Origin of the sequence: Hydrocarboniphaga sp. (assembly GCF_028291725.1) — a bacterium.
GTDB lineage: Bacteria > Pseudomonadota > Gammaproteobacteria > Nevskiales > Nevskiaceae > Hydrocarboniphaga.
Map to the genome: position 1 here is coordinate 78,142 of NZ_JAQGNT010000066.1, position 17,866 is coordinate 96,007.

Annotated in this window: 12 protein-coding genes and 1 pseudogene; 4 read left to right on the top strand and 9 right to left on the bottom strand. The window is 66.1% G+C overall.

Annotated elements, in window-relative coordinates:
* Positions 1-167 precede the first annotated feature (167 nt).
* Positions 168-2,204, top strand: coding sequence for an alkaline phosphatase family protein (locus JWQ90_RS18870; protein WP_299696558.1), 2,037 nt, complete (start codon positions 168-170; stop codon positions 2,202-2,204).
* Between the two features lie 107 nt (positions 2,205-2,311).
* Positions 2,312-2,767, top strand: coding sequence for a DUF3617 family protein (locus tag JWQ90_RS18875; RefSeq protein ID WP_299696559.1), 456 nt, complete (start codon positions 2,312-2,314; stop codon positions 2,765-2,767).
* An 18-nt stretch (positions 2,768-2,785) separates the two neighbouring features.
* Here JWQ90_RS18875 and JWQ90_RS18880 read toward each other — a convergent pair whose 3' ends face one another.
* The 7 genes and pseudogenes from JWQ90_RS18880 to JWQ90_RS18910 all read right to left on the bottom strand — a co-directional run bounded on the left by JWQ90_RS18880 (position 2,786) and on the right by JWQ90_RS18910 (position 12,508).
* Positions 2,786-4,933, bottom strand: coding sequence for a Calx-beta domain-containing protein (locus JWQ90_RS18880; protein WP_299696560.1), 2,148 nt, complete (start codon positions 4,931-4,933; stop codon positions 2,786-2,788).
* Positions 4,934-5,093: 160 nt separating this feature from the next.
* Positions 5,094-5,657, bottom strand: a pseudogene (locus JWQ90_RS18885) (NADP-dependent oxidoreductase); the annotation flags it as partial.
* Positions 5,658-5,724: 67 nt separating this feature from the next.
* On the bottom strand, positions 5,725-6,705 hold the full coding sequence (locus tag JWQ90_RS18890; RefSeq protein ID WP_299696562.1) for an aldo/keto reductase: 981 nt from the start codon (positions 6,703-6,705) through the stop codon (positions 5,725-5,727).
* 78 nt (positions 6,706-6,783) lie between these two features.
* Positions 6,784-7,698 (bottom strand): epoxide hydrolase N-terminal domain-containing protein, encoded by a 915-nt coding sequence (locus JWQ90_RS18895; protein ID WP_299696563.1) that lies wholly within the window; start codon positions 7,696-7,698, stop codon positions 6,784-6,786.
* Positions 7,699-7,766: 68 nt separating this feature from the next.
* Positions 7,767-8,693, bottom strand: a complete 927-nt coding sequence (locus tag JWQ90_RS18900; RefSeq protein WP_299696564.1) for an oxidoreductase — start codon at positions 8,691-8,693, stop codon at positions 7,767-7,769.
* Positions 8,694-8,889: 196 nt separating this feature from the next.
* Complete coding sequence (locus tag JWQ90_RS18905; protein WP_299696565.1) at positions 8,890-10,329, bottom strand: MFS transporter; 1,440 nt, start codon at positions 10,327-10,329, stop codon at positions 8,890-8,892.
* 112 nt (positions 10,330-10,441) lie between these two features.
* Positions 10,442-12,508: a 5'-nucleotidase C-terminal domain-containing protein gene (locus tag JWQ90_RS18910; protein ID WP_299696567.1), complete on the bottom strand. Its 2,067-nt coding sequence runs from the start codon at positions 12,506-12,508 to the stop codon at positions 10,442-10,444.
* 159 nt (positions 12,509-12,667) lie between these two features.
* On the opposite strand from JWQ90_RS18910, the gene JWQ90_RS18915 reads away from it, so the two are divergent.
* The gene (locus JWQ90_RS18915) at positions 12,668-13,636 is read left to right on the top strand and encodes a tRNA-dihydrouridine synthase family protein (RefSeq protein WP_299696568.1); all 969 of its coding nucleotides are present in this window, start codon (positions 12,668-12,670) and stop codon (positions 13,634-13,636) included.
* An 89-nt stretch (positions 13,637-13,725) separates the two neighbouring features.
* On the opposite strand, the gene JWQ90_RS18920 is transcribed toward JWQ90_RS18915, so the two are convergent.
* Together JWQ90_RS18920 and JWQ90_RS18925 are read right to left on the bottom strand one after the other, a co-directional pair.
* The gene (locus JWQ90_RS18920) at positions 13,726-14,382 is read right to left on the bottom strand and encodes a DUF1345 domain-containing protein (RefSeq protein ID WP_299696569.1); all 657 of its coding nucleotides are present in this window, start codon (positions 14,380-14,382) and stop codon (positions 13,726-13,728) included.
* A 95-nt stretch (positions 14,383-14,477) separates the two neighbouring features.
* On the bottom strand, positions 14,478-15,386 hold the full coding sequence (locus tag JWQ90_RS18925; RefSeq protein WP_299696571.1) for a LysR family transcriptional regulator: 909 nt from the start codon (positions 15,384-15,386) through the stop codon (positions 14,478-14,480).
* A 95-nt stretch (positions 15,387-15,481) separates the two neighbouring features.
* On the opposite strand from JWQ90_RS18925, the gene metE reads away from it, so the two are divergent.
* Positions 15,482-17,743, top strand: a complete 2,262-nt coding sequence (gene metE, locus JWQ90_RS18930) for a 5-methyltetrahydropteroyltriglutamate--homocysteine S-methyltransferase (RefSeq protein ID WP_299696572.1) — start codon at positions 15,482-15,484, stop codon at positions 17,741-17,743.
* Positions 17,744-17,866: the final 123 nt, after the last annotated feature.

Genomic DNA, 17,866 nt, shown 5'->3' on the forward strand with positions numbered 1-17,866 from the left:
GCGCAGCGAACCCCAACGGTTGTTCTGCGCCGATGTTGGGGTTCGCTGTGCTCACCCCAACCTACTCGGCGATTCTTGTAACCGCAGGTCACATCATGTAGTCGAAAAACTTCTGTCACTTGCCACGCGCAGGGTAGCGCCTCCTGAAACTGCAAGGGAGTGCAACCATGATGAGGGTACCTAGCCGTCCGAGCCGTTCAAAAATGGCGCTGTGCGCCAGCGTGGCCATGCTCGCGGGCTTCACCGCGATGTCCGCTTCCGCAGTGCCGACCGAGAATGACGCGGCATTTCGTAACAACACCACCAAGATCGAAGCCGTCGTCGGTGCGAATAGCGCCGTCGATACCAAAGCACATCGCGTCAAGGCCGATCCCGCCGATCGCAGCAGCCTCACCGCCACGCCGATCAAGCATGTGATCCTGATCATCGGCGAGAACCGCACCTTCGACCATATCTATGGCACCTGGCTGCCGCCGAAGGGCCAGACCGTTCGCAACCTCGTATCGCAGGGCATTCTCAACGCCGACGGCACGCCGGGCCCGAATGTCGCGAAAGCTCAGCAGTGGCAGGCCACCGACACCGAAACGTATTCGCCGCACCCGACCAAGACCGCGCCCTATTCCGTTCTGCCTGACGTCAACACCGGCGGCACCCCGACCACGCCCTACTTCAGCTCACCGTCCGCGGCCGAAGCCATTGAGCCCGCGCTGCCGAGCGACGCGTATCCCGAACTCGCGAGCGGCGGCAGCGGCCTGCCCAAGGCCAGCATCGACACGCGCTTCCCGTCGAACCTGCCGAACGCGCCGATCGACATGCATGCCTCGATCACCGACAACGACTATGCGAGCAGCCCGGTGCATCGCTTCTTCCAGATGTGGCAGCAGATCGACTGCAGCCCCAAGGCGATGAGTGTGCGCAATCCCGGCGGCTGTCAGAACGACCTGTTCCCCTGGGTCGAAACCACAGTCGGCGCCGGCAGCAACGGCGCGGCTCAGCCCAGTGGTTTCAACGACCAGAGCACGCATGAAGGCTCAACTGCGATGCAGGTTCTGAACATGGCCGCCGGCGACTCCGGGTACTTCAAATCACTCGCCGAGCAATACGCGCTGTCCGACAACATGCACCAGTCGATCCAGGGCGGCACCGGCGCTAACCACATCATGCTGGGCTACGGCAGCCTGGTGTACTACGCGGATGCGAGCGGCATGCCGGCGGTACCGCCGGCTGGCCAGATCGAGAATCCGAACCCGCAGGCCGGCACCGACAACTACTACACGCAGGACGGCTACGGCAGTCAAACCACCGGCGCCGGTGGCTCCTACGTGAATTGCTCCGACGACTCCCAGCCCGGTGTCGCGCCGATCAAGGGGCTACTCAAGAAACTGCCGTATACCGCCTTCAAAAACGGCGATTGCGCGCCCGGCGCCTACTACCTCGTCAACAACTACAACCCGGGCTACCTGGGTGACGGCACGCCGGCGCCGCTGGGCGCCACGCAGTTCACGATCCCACCGACCACGCAGAACAACATCGGCCTGCTGCTGAGCAAGCACAACGTCAGCTGGAAGTACTACGGCGAAGGCTGGGACGGCGGCAAGGAAGACGGCGAAGGCGGCACCTTCTGCAACATCTGCGATCCCTTCCTGTATTCCACGCAGATCATGACCGACCCGAGCCTGCGTGCTCACAACCAGGATCTCAGCGACCTGACTGCCGACATCGACGCCGACACCTTGCCGGCCGTGTCCATCGTGAAACCCGACGCGCTGCTCGACGGCCACCCGGCCTCGTCCAAACAGGAGCTGTTCGAAGCCTTCTGCCAGAAGATCATCGAGCAACTGCAAGCCAACCCGGACGCCTGGAAAGATACCGCGGTGATGATCACTTACGACGAAGGCGGCGGTTACTGGGACAGCGGCTACATCCAGCCGATCGACTTCTTCGGCGACGGTACGCGCATCCCGCTGCTGGTGGTCTCGCCCTACTCGCTCGGCGGCCGCGTGGTGCACGACTACTACGATCACGTGTCTTTCGACAAGTTCGTGGAGGCCAACTGGATGCTGCACGAGACCATCTCGGAACGCAGCCGCGACAACCTGCCGAATCCGGTCGCGCGTCCCATCGATCCCTACGTGCCGACCAATCAACCGGCGATCGGCGACCTGATGGCGATGTTCGATTTCTCGAAGAACGGTACGCACTAACGAATCGTAGGGCGGGTTAGCGAAGCGTAACCCGCCGTTGTTGGTTGCCGGCAAAACGGCGGGTTACGCTTCGCTAACCCGCCCTACGTTTTTTTCGCGAGCTGATCATGAGCCTTTCACGACGCCTGCTCGCCAGCGGTTTGGTGTGCGTCGGCCTGCTGCCGGTCGTGCCAGCACGCGCCGACGAGTTCGGCGCGATGCCCGGCCTGTGGAAGACCACGCTGCAAGTCCAGTCCGCCGACGGCGCGCAGCAGCCGATCGTGGAATGGCACTGCGTGGACGAAGACGCCGACCCCTGGATCGACTTCGCCCGTCTGCCGCAGACGTCGGCCGATACGAGCTGCAAGCGCAGCGCCTTCGAACGCAGCGCCACCGCGCTGCAATGGCAGATGAGCTGTGCGATACCCGGCCCGCTCAACAGCAGCGGCCGCATCGTGTTCGACGCGCCGCAGCACTACACCGGCACCGTGACCACCGACGGCCGGCTGCTGGGCTTTCCGCTGCACAGCGTCACCTCCATGACCGGCGAGCGCCTGGCGGCCTGCACCAGCCCGAAGGACTGATCTCAGAGAAAACCAGCCTCAGTCGTCGTCGCTGATCGTGACCAGGGTTTCGCCATGGCCGCTGTCGATCGTGGCGTGGGTGGCGCCGGTCAGCAGCACCGAGAAGGTCTTGTCGCCGTCCTTCAGCGTATCGCCGCTGGTGTAGACCACGAGTTTTACCGAGGTCTGGCCGGTCGGGATGGTCACGCTACCCGCGCTTGCCGTGTAGTCCTGCCCCGCGAGCGCGGTGCCGTCCTGGGTCGCGTACTGCACGGTGACATCCTCGTCCAGCAGGCTGTTGAGCGAAATCTTGATCCTGAACGCATCGCCTTCGATGACGCTCTTGGTCGAAGGCAGCTTCACCTGCGCGTCGTGGGCTACGAGCCGATAGTCCTCCACCTCGCCGTCGCTGGCCTCGCCGGTGGGCGCGCTCACGCCCGCGCTGGAAAGCCGGAACCGCGCGAAGTAGGCGGTGCCCGCCGAGTCGCCGGCCGGGAACGCAGGCAAGGCGATGATATTGGTGCCGGGCGTCACGCTCAGGTGGTCGGCGATGCGCTCGCCCTCGTCCAGCCAGTCGCCGTCCCGGTTGTAGTCGACCCAGGCATCGAGCAGGCCGGCTTGGCCTCCGACCTGAACCCATGCCTGGTTGGAGTCGTCCAGGATCAGATCGCCTTCCGGGAACCGGAGGCCGTCTTCATCGTACAGCCCGGCGTCGTCATCGCCTTTTGCCGTCGCCTCGGGCCGGCCGTCGGCGTCCTTGTCGGGCGTGCCGAAGCCCAGCCATAGCGCGCCGGGTCCGTGCCGCGCGCCATCGTCCGCGATCCGCGTCGGATACGGGGCGGGCGCATCGCCGAAATCCTGGCCGCTGTCGGTAAGGCCAAAAGTCCAGGCCGAACCCGCGTCTTCGCCAGCCGCCGTGTCGGTACCGGGAGCGCCCGCTGCGATGAGGCCATCGGAGATCGAAACGGAGATGCCGAATTGGCCGTAAGCGCTGCCCTTGCCCTTGCCCTTGCCGTTGGCGAGCTTGGCGACCTGCAGCCAGTTGCCCGCGGCGGCGCGCTCGAACACCGAGGCCGAGCCGACATAGGCCTCCGACGGCATGCCGTCGCCATAGGCCCCGACCACGACGCGGTCGCCGGAGATCGAAACCGAGCTGCCGAGCGCGTCGTAAGCGGCGCCGTCGTGGTCGCCCAGCTTGGCGACCGGTACCCAGCTGCCGGAGGCCTGGCGCTCGAAGATCGAGGCCGAGCCGGCGTTGATCCCGGTGGCGGTGTCGTCCAGCACGGCGCCCACCACGATACGGTCGCCGGCAATCGAGACGGAATAGCCCAGAGCGGCATAAGCGGCACTGCCGCTGTCGGTGAACTTGGCAACCTGGACCCATTTGCCGGAAGGCTTGCGCTCAAACACCGAGGCCGAGCCCGCGTCGGTGCCCGCCGCCGTGTCCTCGTAAGGTGCGCCGACCACGATACGGTCGCCGGAGATTGAAACGGCGCTGCCGAAGAGATTGAAATAGGCGGCGGCACTGTCGGTGAGCTTGGCGACCTGCACCCAGGTTCCGGAGGCGTTGCGCTCGAACACCGAGGCCGAGCCGGCGTAAGCGCCCGCCGCGGTGCCATCGTTAGGGGCGCCCACCACGATGCGGTCGCCGGAAATCGAGACCGAGCCGCCGAACGAGTCGCTGGCGGCCCCGTCGCTGTCGGTGAGCTTGGCGACCTGGGCCCAGGTTCCAGAGGCATCGCGCTCGAACACCGAGGCGGAGCCGGCATCGACTCCCGCGGCGGTATCCTCGAAAGGAGCCCCGACCACGATACGGTCGCCAGAGATCGACACCGAGCCGCCAAAGATCTCGAAATAGGCCACGCTGCTGTCGGTCAGCTTGGCGACCTGTATCCATTTCCCGGAGGCGTCGCGTTCGAACACCAAGGCTGCGCCTGCGTCGGTTCCTCCCGCCATGTCGGCGTAAGGAGCCCCGACCACCATGCGGTCGCCGGAAATCGAGATGGATTGACCGAAGTGGTCATAAGCGGCGGCATCGCTTTTGACGAGCGGCCGGTTGCTCTTCACCAGCTTCGGGTCGCCCAACTCCGCTTGAGCCGAGCCGGCCGCGAACAGCCCGGCACACCACAAACCGACCACCAGCGCCCTGGCGCCGTAACCGCGACAAGGGCCTTGTTTGATCTTCATATCTGGATCTCCCCCAGATTGCGCAGACGCCTGCGTGGGCGCCCGTTTGATTCAGCGGAGGCTAACAGGCCGCTCTGACGGAGACAATGCACACGATGCGGTCGCGACCCCGCAGGACGGTCGAGCACAAGCCGGCGTTCAGTCGCTTTTCAAGCGATTCTCAAGCGATTTTCAGCACCAGCTCGCCGGTGGTCTCGCCGCTGAACAGCTTGAGCAGCGCATCGGGGAAAGTCGCCAGACCCTCGACGATATACTCGCGGCTCTTCAGCTTGCCCTCGGCCATCCAGCCGGCCATCTCGCGCATCGCCACGCCGTAGCGGCTCGCGTAATCGAACACCACCATGCCCTTCATGCTGGCGCAATACATCGGCAGCCACAGGTAGTTGCTCGGGCCCTTGACCGCGCTGGTGTTGTTGTACTGCGAGATCGCGCCGCAAATCACGATGCGCGCGCCGCACGCGAGTTGGCTCAGAGCCGCATCGAAGCCGAGTTCGTCGACCAGGTAGCGGCACTTGTCTGAACCCCCAGCGATGCCGACCACGCGGCAGCCCTTGATCTTCGCAATCTGGCCTACAACATTGCCGACTGCACCGGCCGCGCCGGAGACCACGACGGTATCGCCGCTTTTGAGTTCGCCGACCTCGAGCAGGCCGAAATAAGCGGTCATGCCGGACAGGCCCAGCGTGCCGATGTAGACCGGTAGCGGCACCACGCTGGTATCGACCGTTCGCCCGTCGCAGCTTGCGGTGAGCGCAGCGAACCCCAACATCAGCGCGGACCAGCGTTGGGGTTCACTCGAAGCCGGCAATCGCGTGCGGAACGTAGGGCGATTCGAGCTGGCTGATTTCCTCGGCGCTGAGCTTCACATCCAGCGCGGCCACCGCGTCTTCGAGCTGCTCGGGCTTGGACGCACCGACGATCGGTGAGGTCACCGCCGACTGCTGCAGCACCCAGGCCAGCGCGATCTGCGCGCGCGGCAGACCGCGCGCCTTGGCGACCGCCGCAACCGCATCGACCACCTTGCGATCCGCGTCCTCGGTGTGTGCATACAGGCCTTTGCCGTAGGCGTCGCTCTGCTGGCGCTCGGTCACCGCGTTCCAGTCGCGCGTCAGCCGGCCGCGCGCCAGCGGGCTCCACGGAATCACCGCGATGCCCTCGCTTTCGCACAGCGGCAGCATCTCGCGCTGCTCCTCGCGGTACAGCAGGTTCAGATGGTTCTGCATGCTGACGAACTCGGTCCAGCCATGCAGGCGCGAGGTATAGAGCGCCTGCGCAAACTGCCAGGCGAACATCGATGAGGCGCCGATGTAGCGCGCCTTGCCGGCCTTGACCACGTCGTGCAGCGCCTCGAGCGTTTCTTCGATCGGCGTGCGGTAGTCCCAGCGGTGCACCTGATACAGATCCACGTAGTCGGTGCCGAGACGGCGCAGGCTGTCGTCGACAGACTGCAGGATGTTCTTGCGCGAAAGCCCCATCGCATTCGGGCCTTTCGACATCGGGAAATACACCTTGGTCGCGATCACGATTTGGTCGCGGCGCGCGAATTCCGTCAGTGCGCGGCCGACGATCTCTTCCGAGGTTCCGTCGGAATAACTGTTGGCGGTGTCGAAGGTGTTGATACCCAGATCCAGCGCCTGGCGAATCAGCGGCCGGCTTTTTTCCTCGCTCAAGGTCCAGGGGTGATTGCCGCGCTCGGGCACTCCGTAGGTCATGCACCCGAGAATCAGCGACGAGATATCCAGGCCCGTGCTGCCCAGCTTGCGGTACTTCATGCCGAGTTCCTGTCGACTGGGGCCGGCCAGTATAGGGTCGGCGGCGCCATATGGACGGCGGCTCCGCGCTGCACGGCCTTACCGGTCAGCGCCGCGATTGCGGCCGTCGTCCACAGTGCCGAAATCCGTCACCTCGACCTTCCTCCTCGCCAGCACGATCGGATTGCTGATCGCGCTCGGCCAGAAACCCTGGTCCGCGCTCGCCTGCGCCGCGGCAAACAGCCGCATGTTGCGCTCCATGCCGTTCTGATCCAGGCGCGACAGCACCAGATCGGTCAGCAGGGCTTCGTTGGTCGCGACCGGCAAACTGCCGGCCTTGCTCGCGGTGACGGTCCGCGGATACAGGCGCAACAGTTGCGCGACGGCGCCCGAGCCCAGGCCCTCACCGTGGACCTGGTAGCGCGGCACACCGATCACTTCGGTCAGCAGCTCGTTCCACAGTTTCGCAGTCGCCAGATCCGAGGTCGCCGGCTGCGTCAGCGACGAAAAGCTCGAACCCGGCAGCGAGGCGATAACGAGCGTGACCGCGTCCTGTGCATTGCCGCCGTGGCGCGAGGGATGCGTCAGCGCATCCACGTTCGCCAGCAGCTGCACGATCGAGCCCGGCGTGCTCTGCGTCAGCAGCAGCACCGGCGGTTGACGGCCCTCGCCGCGCACATAGTAAAACGGCAGATCGATACCGCCGACACGGCCCAGATACTGCGGATACGCATTCAGAACCTGCTCGGCGCGGGCCCAGGAGAAGTTCTGCATCGACTCGCGGCTCGGGCCACCATCGGCGCCGAACGACGACAGACCGGCGACGTCGATTTCAGCCTTGGCCGCTGTCAGGTTTTTATTGGAAACCTGCAAATCGTATTCTCGAACCCGCTCGGGCGCGGCAAAAGCGCTGCCCGCCGCGGAGGCCGGTCGAATCATCGTCAGCGCGGCAAGCGCCAGGCCGGCGGCCAGTGTGCCGGTGACCCATTTGCGAGAGACAGTCCGTGCGTTCATGTGCGTTCCTTCACTGCCCTGCCTGCCGCCAGGGATTGCCGACCTACATGCGTTCGGCGCCCCGCTCCTCAACCCGAAAGATACTCCACGCAGCTCAGGCTCTCCGACACTTTCCACAGCCTCGACGCGGCCGGCTGGTCGCGCGCCGCTTTCGGCACGCACGCCGGCGCGACTTCGCCCTTGATTTCCTGGAATCCGTCGGGCCCGTAGTACGCGCCGGGCTGGGCGTCCGGTGATGTCGCGGCGAACAGGATCGGCAGCACGCCGCGATCCGGCGCATGGAACAACAGCCGGCTCGCCAACGGCATCAGCACCTGCTTGACGATGCGCGCGCCGGGCGACGCAAACAGGTTGGTGGTCGCCGAACCCGGATGCGCGATCACCGCGGTGGTCGTCGCACCGCTGCGCGCCAGCCGGCGCTGCAGCTCCCGGCCGAACATCAGATTGGCCAGCTTGCTCTGGTTGTAGGCTTTCCAGGGCCGACAGCCGCGCTCGCCCATCAGGTTGTCGAACGCGATCGACGCGTGCCGCGCGGCCATGCTGGAGACCGCCACCACGCGCGCATGCGGCGCTGCGTTCAGGCACGGCAGCAGCAGGCCGGTCAATGCGAAATGGCCGAGATGATTGGTTGCCAGCTGCATCTCGAAGCCGTCGCGCGTCAACTGCCGCGGGATCGCCATCACGCCGGCATTGTTGATCAGCAGATCGAGGCGCGCATGCTCGCGGCGGAACTCGCTGGCGAAGTGGCGCACGCTGTCCATGTCGGAGATGTCGAGCTCGGCGATCTGCAGATCGGCCTTGGGCAATTCGATGCGGATGCGCTGCACGGCCGCCTCGGCCTTCGGCATCGACCGGCAGGCCAGGATGACCTTGGCTCCGCGGCGCGCCAGCGCCAGCGCCGCCTCGTAGCCCAGGCCGATGTTGGCGCCGGTCACGATCGCCAGGCGGCCGCTCTGATCCGGCATGTCCTGCATCTGCCAGCCTGGCTTGTCCATGGCACGCTCCTCCGCGCTGCGCCTTTGGCGGCGCTTATCGGCCAAGAAGATCATTTGCGCGGTAGAAAAGGAAGACCCCCGATGCAGCGAAGGACTACCGACCAGCCTGCTGTAGGAGCGGGTCATACCCGCGACTCAGGCCCCGACCAGCACAGTCGCGGGTATGACCCGCTCCTACAGGTGGGGCTCTGCGACGCTAGTGACTGACGCTGGCGCTCGGCGGCTCGTTGGCCAGCGCCAGCCGGTGGCCGCTGACATTGGCGCCGGCATCCGGCGCAAGCCGGCGAAAGCTGTACCAGGACGACAGCGAAATCAGCCCGACGACCAGGAACGCGATCGTGAAATCGACGCTCTGCAACAGCTGTGCGCCGCGCAGCGCCAGGCTCGCATTGAGCACCTGGGCGCCGATGCCGACGCCGACGCTGAGCGCCAGCTGCTGCGCCGTCGCCGAGAAGCTGGTGGCCTGGCTCATGTCGTCTTCATCGATATCGGCGAAGGCCATCGCGTTGACGCAGGTGAACTGCAGCGAGCGCAGGAAACCGGTCACGAACAGGAACGTGATCATCAGCGCATAGGGCATGAACGGCCGCAGGCAGCCGCACAGGATCAGCGCCGTGCCGCAGACCAGGGTATTGATGACCAGCAGCCGGCGGAAGCCGAAATGCCGGGTCAGGCGCTTGGCCATGGTCTTCATCATCAGGCCGCCGACCGCGCTGGCGAAGGTGATCAGCCCGGATTCGACCGCCGACAGGCCGAAGCCGAGCTGCAACATCATCGGCATCAGGATCGAGAACGCGCCGACACCGATGCGGAACAGCGAGCCGCCGGTGACCGACGCGCGGAACGTGCCGACCTTCAGCAGCGACAGCCTCAGGATCGGCGAGCGCTCATGGCGCGCATGCTGCGCGTACAGTGCCAGCAGCAGCGTGCCGGCGCTCAATATCGCGGGTGCGACGAAATCCGGCAGCACCTTCTTGCCCAGATTCTCGAAGCCGAACACGATGCCGGCCAGGCCGCCGCCCAGCAGCATCCAGCCGGCCAGGTCCAGTGGCGGCTGCTCGTCCTCCTGTGTGTCTTCGATGAAGCGCGTGACCAGGTACCAGCCGAGTACACCGATCGGCAGGTTGATCAGGAAGATCAGCCGCCAGGACGCGTAGGTGACGATCAGGCCACCGACCGGCGGCCCCATGATCGGCGCCATCAGCGCCGGGATGGTCAGGTAGGCCATCGCGCTGACCAGTTGGCGCTTGTCGACCGAGCGCAGCAGCACCAGCCGCCCGACCGGCACCATCATCGCGCCGCCCAGGCCCTGGAACATGCGCGCGCTGACCATCTGGCCGATGCTCTGCGACACCGCGCAGCCGATCGAGCCGAGCACGAAGATCAGGATCGCGTTGCGGAACACGCGGCGCGCGCCATAGCGATCCGCCATCCAGCCGGACAGCGGGATGAAGATCGACAGGCTCAGCAGATAGGACGTGATCGCCAGCGACAGATGCAGCGGGTCCTCGTTCATCGACTGCGCGATCGCCGGCAACGCGGTCGCGATCACGGTCGAATCGAGGTTCTCCATGAACAGCGCGCAAGCGACGATCAGCGGCACCAGCGTGCTGCGCGGGAGCGGAGTGTCGGACATGTTGTGCATTATGAGGCCATGCCCGCGCCGTAGGTCGGCAATCCCTTGCCGACGTGTACCCTCCGATGCGTATTCGTGGCCTCACGTCGGCAAGGGATTGCCGACCTACGGCTTAGTTGAGGCGCTTGATCCGCTCGTGCGCTTCCGGCGCGATCGGCGAATGCGCCTGGAAATACACCATCAGCGCGTCCAGATCGAGCACGCCACCGCGAGGTTTGCGTCCCTGCTTGAGGATGAAATAGTTGTCGCCGCCGGCCGCCATGAAGTTGTTGATGGTGACGCGGTAGTCCGCTCGCGGTTTCACGACAACGCCGTTGATCCTGATGCTCGCCGGATCGACCCTGGCGTTGTCCGGCCCGTTCGCGTCATAGGTATAGGTGAAGCCGCGCGACACCTGCAGCAGTTTCGGCGCGGTTTGGGTCGGCGGGAACTGCTGCTCGAGCAGCGTCCTGATCTGCGCGCCGCTCAGCGTGATCGTCGTCAGCGTATTGCCGTAAGGCTCGACCGCGGACGCTTCGCCGTAAGTGACCTCGCCCTCGGCTTCGCTGCCGCCGATTTCCGAATAGGCCAGGTCAGAGCGGATGCCGCCCCCGTTCATGAACGCGACGACCGCGCCGCCGGATTTCGGCGCGGCGGTCGCTGCCAGCTGGCTGTCTGCGATCACGTCGCCGAGCGCCGACTCGCCGGCCGTATTGGGCGTGCGTCGCAGATCCGCGGTGATGCGGCCGATGACCCGGTTGGCCAGCGGCGCGACCAGGTGGTTATACCGACTCACGATCCGGATCTGGTCCGGGTCCTTGGCCAGGCTCGGATACGCAGCCGGCGCCGGATTCGGCGCGAAGTCGTTGACGACCACGCGGTTGTCGACGCTGCCGACGACGATGTCGCGGGTGCCGCGATCCAGCGTGAAGTCGATGTCGGTCAGCACCCGCCCGAAGGAACTGGCGCTGGCCAGCACGCGGCCGTTGCGCACGCAGTTATAAGCGGCGTGGGTGTGGCCGCTGATGACGATGTCGATCGCGGGATCGAGCTTATCGACGATCGGCAGGATATCGCCGGACAGACCGGGACAGCTCTTGTCGTTGTACAAGCCGGTGGTCACTCCTCCTTCATGAATCAGCACCACGATCGCCTCGACACCGGCCGCCTTCAGCTCCGGCACCAGCGCGTTGGCGGCACCGGCCTCGTCGGTGAAGCTCAAGCCCTCGACACCGCTCGGCGTCACGATGTTCGGCGTATTGCGCAGCACCAGGCCGATGAAGGCGACGCCGATGCGGCGGCCGGCGCCGACATCGAAGGACTTGATCGCGTAGGCCGGGAAGATCGTGCTGCCGTTTTTGCGGTTGACGACGTTGGCCGCCAGATAGCGGAACGCGGCGCCATTGAACGGGCCGTTCTGGCAAGTGCTCGCATCCTCGGCCGCGAAGCAGCCGCCGTTCTGCATCCGCAACAGCTCGCTGCTGCCATCGTCGAACTCGTGATTGCCGACCGAGCTGTACTCGAGGCCGAGCTGGTTCAGCGATTCGACCGTCGGCTCGTCATGGAACAACGACGACACCAGCGGGCTCGCGCCGATCAGGTCGCCGGCCGCCACCACGGTCGTGCGCGGGTTGCGCGCTTTCAGCTGTTTGACCAGCGTGCCCAGATATTCGACGCCACCGGCCGGCAGGCTCACGGTCTTGCTCGGGTCGGCCGGATCGGGCGCGCGGATCGTGCCGCCCGGCGGATTCAGGTTGCCGTGAAAGTCGTTGAACGCCAGCAACTGCAGCGGCACCGGATCGTTGTCGGCGATGGTCACGGTGGCCGCCGCCGACGCGCCGAGGTTCGCGCCGCGTGCGTTCGACAGGCTCACGGTCAGCGTCTCGTCCTCCTCGAAGTGGCCGTCGGCGGTGATCGGGATCGTGATGGTCTTGTCGGCGGTGTCGCCACGAACCCATTGGAGAGTGCCGCTGGTGACGGTGTAGTCGCTCGCGGCCTCGGCGCTGCCATCGGCGGTGGCGTAGCGGACCGAGGCCGCGCCGGTACCGACGCCGCCGCGCGCGACAGTCAGAGTCGCCGTCGAGCCCTCGACGGCGACCACCGCGCTCGAGACGAATCCCAGCGAACCCGTATCGGCGTCGTAGGCGCGGCATCCGGCCAGCGCCGTCGCCACGATCGCCAGCAGCCACAGTCTGCGCATGCGCACCCTCGATTGATTCGGTCGGAGACTATTGTAGGTTGGGGTGAGCGCAGCGAACCCCAACGATCCCCAGTCGATCAGGGCCGCAATGTTGGGGTTCGCTGCGCTCACCCAACCTACGCTAAGCTGCGCGGCCCGCCGTCATTGCCGATCAAGCCGATGCAACTCGCACTCGCCCCGATGGAGGGCCTCGTCGACGAACCGCTGCGCGAAGTGCTGACGCGCGTCGGCGGCATCGACTGGTGCGTGACCGAGTTCATCCGCGTCAACGATCAGCTGCTGCCGGCGCACGTGATCCGCCGCTACGCGCCGGAGCTGGCGCGCGGCGCACGCACTGCCGCCGGCACGCCGCTGCGCGTGCAGCTGCTCGGCTCCAATCCGAGCACACTGGCCGAGAACGCGGCGCTGGCCTGCGAACTCGGCGCCCCGGTGATCGACCTGAATTTCGGCTGCCCGGCCAAAACCGTGAACCGCTCGCGCGGCGGCGCGGTGCTGCTGCAGGAGCCCGAGCTGCTGTACGTGATCCTGTGTGCAGTGCGCGCTGCGGTGCCGGCCGCGATTCCGGTGACCGCGAAGATGCGCATCGGCTACGAGAACACCGATCTGGCGCTGGACTGCGCCCGCGCGCTCGCCGACGGCGGCGCGGAAGCCATCGTCGTGCATGCGCGCACCAAGACCGATGGCTACCGGCCGCCGGCACATTGGGAATGGATCGCGCGCATCGCCGACGTCGTCGACGTGCCGGTCTACGCCAACGGCGAAATCTGGAGCGTCGACGATTGGCGCCGCTGCCGCGCGATATCCGGCATGGACGACTTCATGCTCGGCCGCGGCCTGGTCGCCTGCCCGGACCTCGCGCTGCAGATCGCGGCGGCGCGCGAAAACCGTGAGTATCAACCGATGGACTGGCCGCAGGTGCTGCCGCTGGTGCAGGCGTTCTGGCAGCAGCAGCGCAGCCTGTTCGCGCCGAGCTTTGCGCCGGGCCGCTTGAAGCAATGGCTGAAATGGCTGGGACGGAGCTATCCCGAGGCCGAGGCGATGTTCATGGCACTGCGGCAGATCCAGGATGCAGTGCTGCTGGATCGCCTGGTCGGCAGCGGCCCGGTCGAGCTGCGCCAGGCGGCGTGAACGTTGGGGTTCGCTGCGCTCACCCCAACCTACGAGGGACCGGTAGGTTGGGGTGAGCGCAGCGAACCCCAACATCGCCACCGCCACCGCTACTGCGACACATTGATCGCGACGTTGACCGCCAGCGCGACCAGCACCGTGTTGATGAAGAACGACACCACGCTATGCACCAGCACCAGCCTGCGCGTGCCGCCGTCTTCGACCTGTACGTCCGACACCTGCGCGGTCATGCCGATCACGTACGAGAAATACAGGAAGTCCCAGGCACTGGGCTCGGCGGTGCCGGGGAACACCAGGCCGCCACGATCCCGGCGCCGCTGGCCGGGCCTGGCCGAAGACGCGTCGCGCGCGTAGTGCAGCCGCGCATAGTGCAAGGCCAGCATCGTGTGCAGCGTCAGCCAGCCCAGCGGCACGCTGACCAGCGACACCAGCAGATGCACGAGCCCGGGCTTGCCGCCCAGCAACGTGAAAATCGACACGAAGCAGAACACGATCGCGAGCCCGGTCAGCACGAAAATGATAGCTGCACCTTCGTCCTCATAGTCGGCGCGGCGACGCAGATCCCCGGTGGTGGCGCCTCTGAAGAACACTGACATCATCAGCAGGTAGACCGCGAAGAAGGTATCGCCGGCCGCCATCAGCGCCAGCCTGGGCGACACCTGGCTCGCCGCCAGCCAGGTCGCGGCGCCGATCAGCAGGGCGCTGTAGAAACGCAGGTGATGTCGGGCGTGGTTGGTTGCGGACATTGGGGACTCATCGTGGGCTGTTGGGGTTCGCTGTGCTCACCCCAACCTACCATTGCACCGTAGGTTGGGGTGAGCACAGCGAACCCCAACGGCACTCACAACGACGCCGCCTTCCAGTTGCGGATATTGCCGATGAAGTCGCGCATATACGCCCTGCCGGCGAGGCTCTCCGGCAGGGCCGCATACAGCTCGCATTCCAGGCCGTTTTCACCGAGCGATTTGCCGATCACGTAGCCGCGCTGCAGATAGCTGCCGACGCTCCACTCCGGCAGCGCAGCGATGCCGCGGCCACTGGCGACCAGCTGCAGGATCGCCACCGTCAGCTCGGCGTTGCGGCGCCGCGGACGCACGCCGGCCGGGCCGAGAAAATGGCGGATCACGTCGAGCATCTGCTCGTCGACGGGATACGCGATCAGGGTCTCGTCGATGAAATCCTGCGGCGACAGATACGGCTTCTTCGCCAGCGGATGCCTTGGCGACAGGATCGCGCGGTTCTCGTAGCCGAACAGGTGCTCGACCGCGATGCCGGCCCGCGCCGCCGGCGCGTCGTGCATCACCGCGAAGTCGGCAAGACCGGACTCGAGCAGCGCCAGCGGGTCCACATGGAAGCCGCCGACCAGGTCCAGCTCCACATCCGGCCAATGCTCGCGCAGTGCGTCCATCGCCGGCATCAGCCAGTCGAAACAGGTGTGGCATTCGACCGCGATGCGCAGCTGGCCGCCCTTGCCCGAGACCCATTGCGCGACCTCGCGCTCGGCGCCGGCGGCCAGGCCCAGCACCTCGCGCGCCAGCGTCAGCAGCCGCGCGCCGGCCTGGGTGAAGCGCAGCGGCTTGGTGTTGCGCTCGAACAGCGGCGCGCCGTAGTGCGTCTCCAGCGCCTTGAGCTGGTGCGACAGCGCCGACTGCGTGACGAACACGCGGCTGGCGGCCTTGGCCAGCGAGCCGGTGTCGGCGAGCGCGACCAGAGTCTGCAGGTGGCGGATTTCCAGCGGCGATTGAGTCATGAATTGATTTCACACCAGATCGTAAAACGGTGAGATTGAATCATATAGACCCAGACCCGACCATGCCCGCTCCCCTTATCGAACCCCACGCGACCATGTCCCAGGCGCATATCCTCGGCTTTCCCCGCATCGGCGCAGGCCGTGAACTCAAGACCGCGGTCGAGGCGCACTGGAAAGGCGAGCTGCCCGAGGCCGGGTTGCGCGCGGTCGGCGCCACGCTGCGGCAGCGTCACTGGGATCTGCAGAAGGCGGCCGGCCTGGACCTGGTGACCGTCGGCGACTTCGCCTGGTACGACCATCTGCACAACGCGACCGCGTTGTTCTCGGCCGCGCCGGCGCGCTTTGATCTCGGCAGGGTCGATCTGGCCGGCTACTTCGCGATGGCGCGCGGCACGCCGCAGCAGCCGGCGCTGGCGATGAAGAAATGGTTCGACACCAACTACCACTATTTGCAGCCCGAACTGAACGCAGACAGCCGTTTCAGCCTGAACCGCGACTGGCTGCTGCCCGAAGTCCGCGAAGCACAGGCGCTCGGCCACAAGATCAAAGTCGTGCTGCCCGGCCCGCTGAGCTATCTGTGGCTGGCGTCCGCCGACGCGGCTTTCGACAAGCTCGGGCTGCTGTCGCTGCTGCTCAACGTCTATTTCGTGCTGCTGGCCGAGCTCAATGCGATGGGCGTCGCCTGCGTGCAGCTCGACGAGCCGATTCTGGCGCTGGACCTGCCGCAAAACTGGCTGGACGCATACCCGGTGGTCTACCGCGAACTCGCCGCCACCTCGCCGCCGCTGCTGCTGGCGAGCTACTTCGGCAGCGTCGCCGAACACGCGCCGCTGCTGCGCAGCCTGCCGATGGCCGGCCTGCATCTGGACCTGGTGCGCGCGCCGGACCAGCTCGCCGCGTTCCTGCCCGACTGGCCGGACGACAAGATCCTGTCGCTGGGCATCGTCGACGGCCGCAACCTGTGGCGGACCGATCTGGTGAATGCGCTGATCGCGCTGCATCCGGCGCATGCGCAGCTCGGCGAGCGCCTGTGGATCTCCGCGTCCTGCTCGCTGCTGCACGTGCCGACGGACCTCGCACTCGAACACAAACTCGATCCCGAACTGCGCAGCTGGATGGCATTCGCGACGCAGAAACTGGACGAGATCGCGCTGCTGAAGCGCGCGCTGAATGATGGCGAAGCCGCGGTGTGGAAGCCGCTGCATGCGGCCGGCAGCGCAATCCAGAGCCGCCGCCGCGCGCCGAGCACGCGCCGCGCCGAGGTGCGTGAGCGCTGTGCCGCCGTCGGTGCGCGCGACGCCGAACGCGGCGCGCCGTTCGCGCAGCGCATCGTCCAGCAGCGCGATGCGCTGCAGCTGCCGCTGCTGCCGACGACGACGATCGGCTCTTTTCCGCAGACCGCGGATATCCGCGCCGCGCGCGCTGCATTTAAGCAGGGCAAGACTTCCGCTGCAGACTACGAATCGGCGATGAAGGCCTCGATCCGCGACGCGGTGAGCCGCCAGGAAGCGCTGGGACTCGACGTGCTGGTGCATGGCGAGGCCGAGCGCAACGACATGGTCGAATACTTCGGCGAACAGCTGGCCGGCTACGCGTTCACCGAGAACGGCTGGGTACAGAGCTATGGCTCGCGCTGCGTCAAACCGCCGGTGATTTACGGCGATATCGCGCGGCCGAAGGCGATGACCGTGGAATGGACGCGCTATGCGCAGAGCCTCACCGACAAGCCGATGAAGGGCATGCTGACCGGGCCGATCACGATGCTGTTCTGGAGCTTCGTCCGCGACGATCTGCCGCGCAGCGAAGTCGCGCTGCAACTGGCGCTGGCGCTGCGCGACGAGGTCGGCGATCTGGAGCGCGCCGGCATCCGCGTGATCCAGATCGACGAACCGGCGATCCGCGAAGGCCTGCCGCTAAAGCAGGCCGCGTGGCCGGATTATCTTTCCTGGGCGGTTCATGCTTTCCGGCTCAGCTCGTCCGGCGTGCGCGACGCAACGCAGATCCATACGCACATGTGCTACTCGGAGTTCAACGACATCCTGCCGGCGATCGCGGCAATGGACGCCGACGTGATCACGATCGAAACCTCGCGCTCACGGATGGCGCTGCTCGACGCCTTCGCCGAGTTCCGGTATCCGAACGATATCGGGCCGGGCCTGTACGACATCCATTCGCCGCGGGTTCCGGCGCTGGACGAAATGCGCAGGCTGCTGCAGCGGGCTCTGAAAGTGGTGCCGGCCGAGCGGCTATGGGTCAACCCGGACTGCGGCCTGAAGACACGTGGATGGCCCGAAACCGAAGCGGCCCTGAGCCAGATGGTGGCGACAGTACGCGAGCTGCGCAAAGAATTGAGCTAGTGGTCCGTTGCACGCTTGACGGCACATAAAACCGCGTCTTTCGACCTGCGGCGGCGTTGCAAATCCTCGCAATAGCGGTGCTATTGCTGTGGTTTGCGCCTTGCCACAGGCCGAAATCCATCG

Coding starts and splice junctions, on each gene's coding strand:
- JWQ90_RS18915 (WP_299696568.1), top strand. CDS start 12,668: ATGCAACTCGCACTCGCCCCGATGGAGGGCCTCGTCGACGAACCGCTG.
- JWQ90_RS18925 (WP_299696571.1), bottom strand. CDS start 15,386: ATGACTCAATCGCCGCTGGAAATCCGCCACCTGCAGACTCTGGTCGCG.
- JWQ90_RS18870 (WP_299696558.1), top strand. CDS start 168: ATGATGAGGGTACCTAGCCGTCCGAGCCGTTCAAAAATGGCGCTGTGC.
- JWQ90_RS18890 (WP_299696562.1), bottom strand. CDS start 6,705: ATGAAGTACCGCAAGCTGGGCAGCACGGGCCTGGATATCTCGTCGCTG.
- JWQ90_RS18920 (WP_299696569.1), bottom strand. CDS start 14,382: ATGTCCGCAACCAACCACGCCCGACATCACCTGCGTTTCTACAGCGCC.
- JWQ90_RS18910 (WP_299696567.1), bottom strand. CDS start 12,508: ATGCGCAGACTGTGGCTGCTGGCGATCGTGGCGACGGCGCTGGCCGGA.
- metE (WP_299696572.1), top strand. CDS start 15,482: ATGTCCCAGGCGCATATCCTCGGCTTTCCCCGCATCGGCGCAGGCCGT.
- JWQ90_RS18900 (WP_299696564.1), bottom strand. CDS start 8,693: ATGGACAAGCCAGGCTGGCAGATGCAGGACATGCCGGATCAGAGCGGC.
- JWQ90_RS18905 (WP_299696565.1), bottom strand. CDS start 10,329: ATGTCCGACACTCCGCTCCCGCGCAGCACGCTGGTGCCGCTGATCGTC.
- JWQ90_RS18875 (WP_299696559.1), top strand. CDS start 2,312: ATGAGCCTTTCACGACGCCTGCTCGCCAGCGGTTTGGTGTGCGTCGGC.
- JWQ90_RS18880 (WP_299696560.1), bottom strand. CDS start 4,933: ATGAAGATCAAACAAGGCCCTTGTCGCGGTTACGGCGCCAGGGCGCTG.
- JWQ90_RS18895 (WP_299696563.1), bottom strand. CDS start 7,698: ATGAACGCACGGACTGTCTCTCGCAAATGGGTCACCGGCACACTGGCC.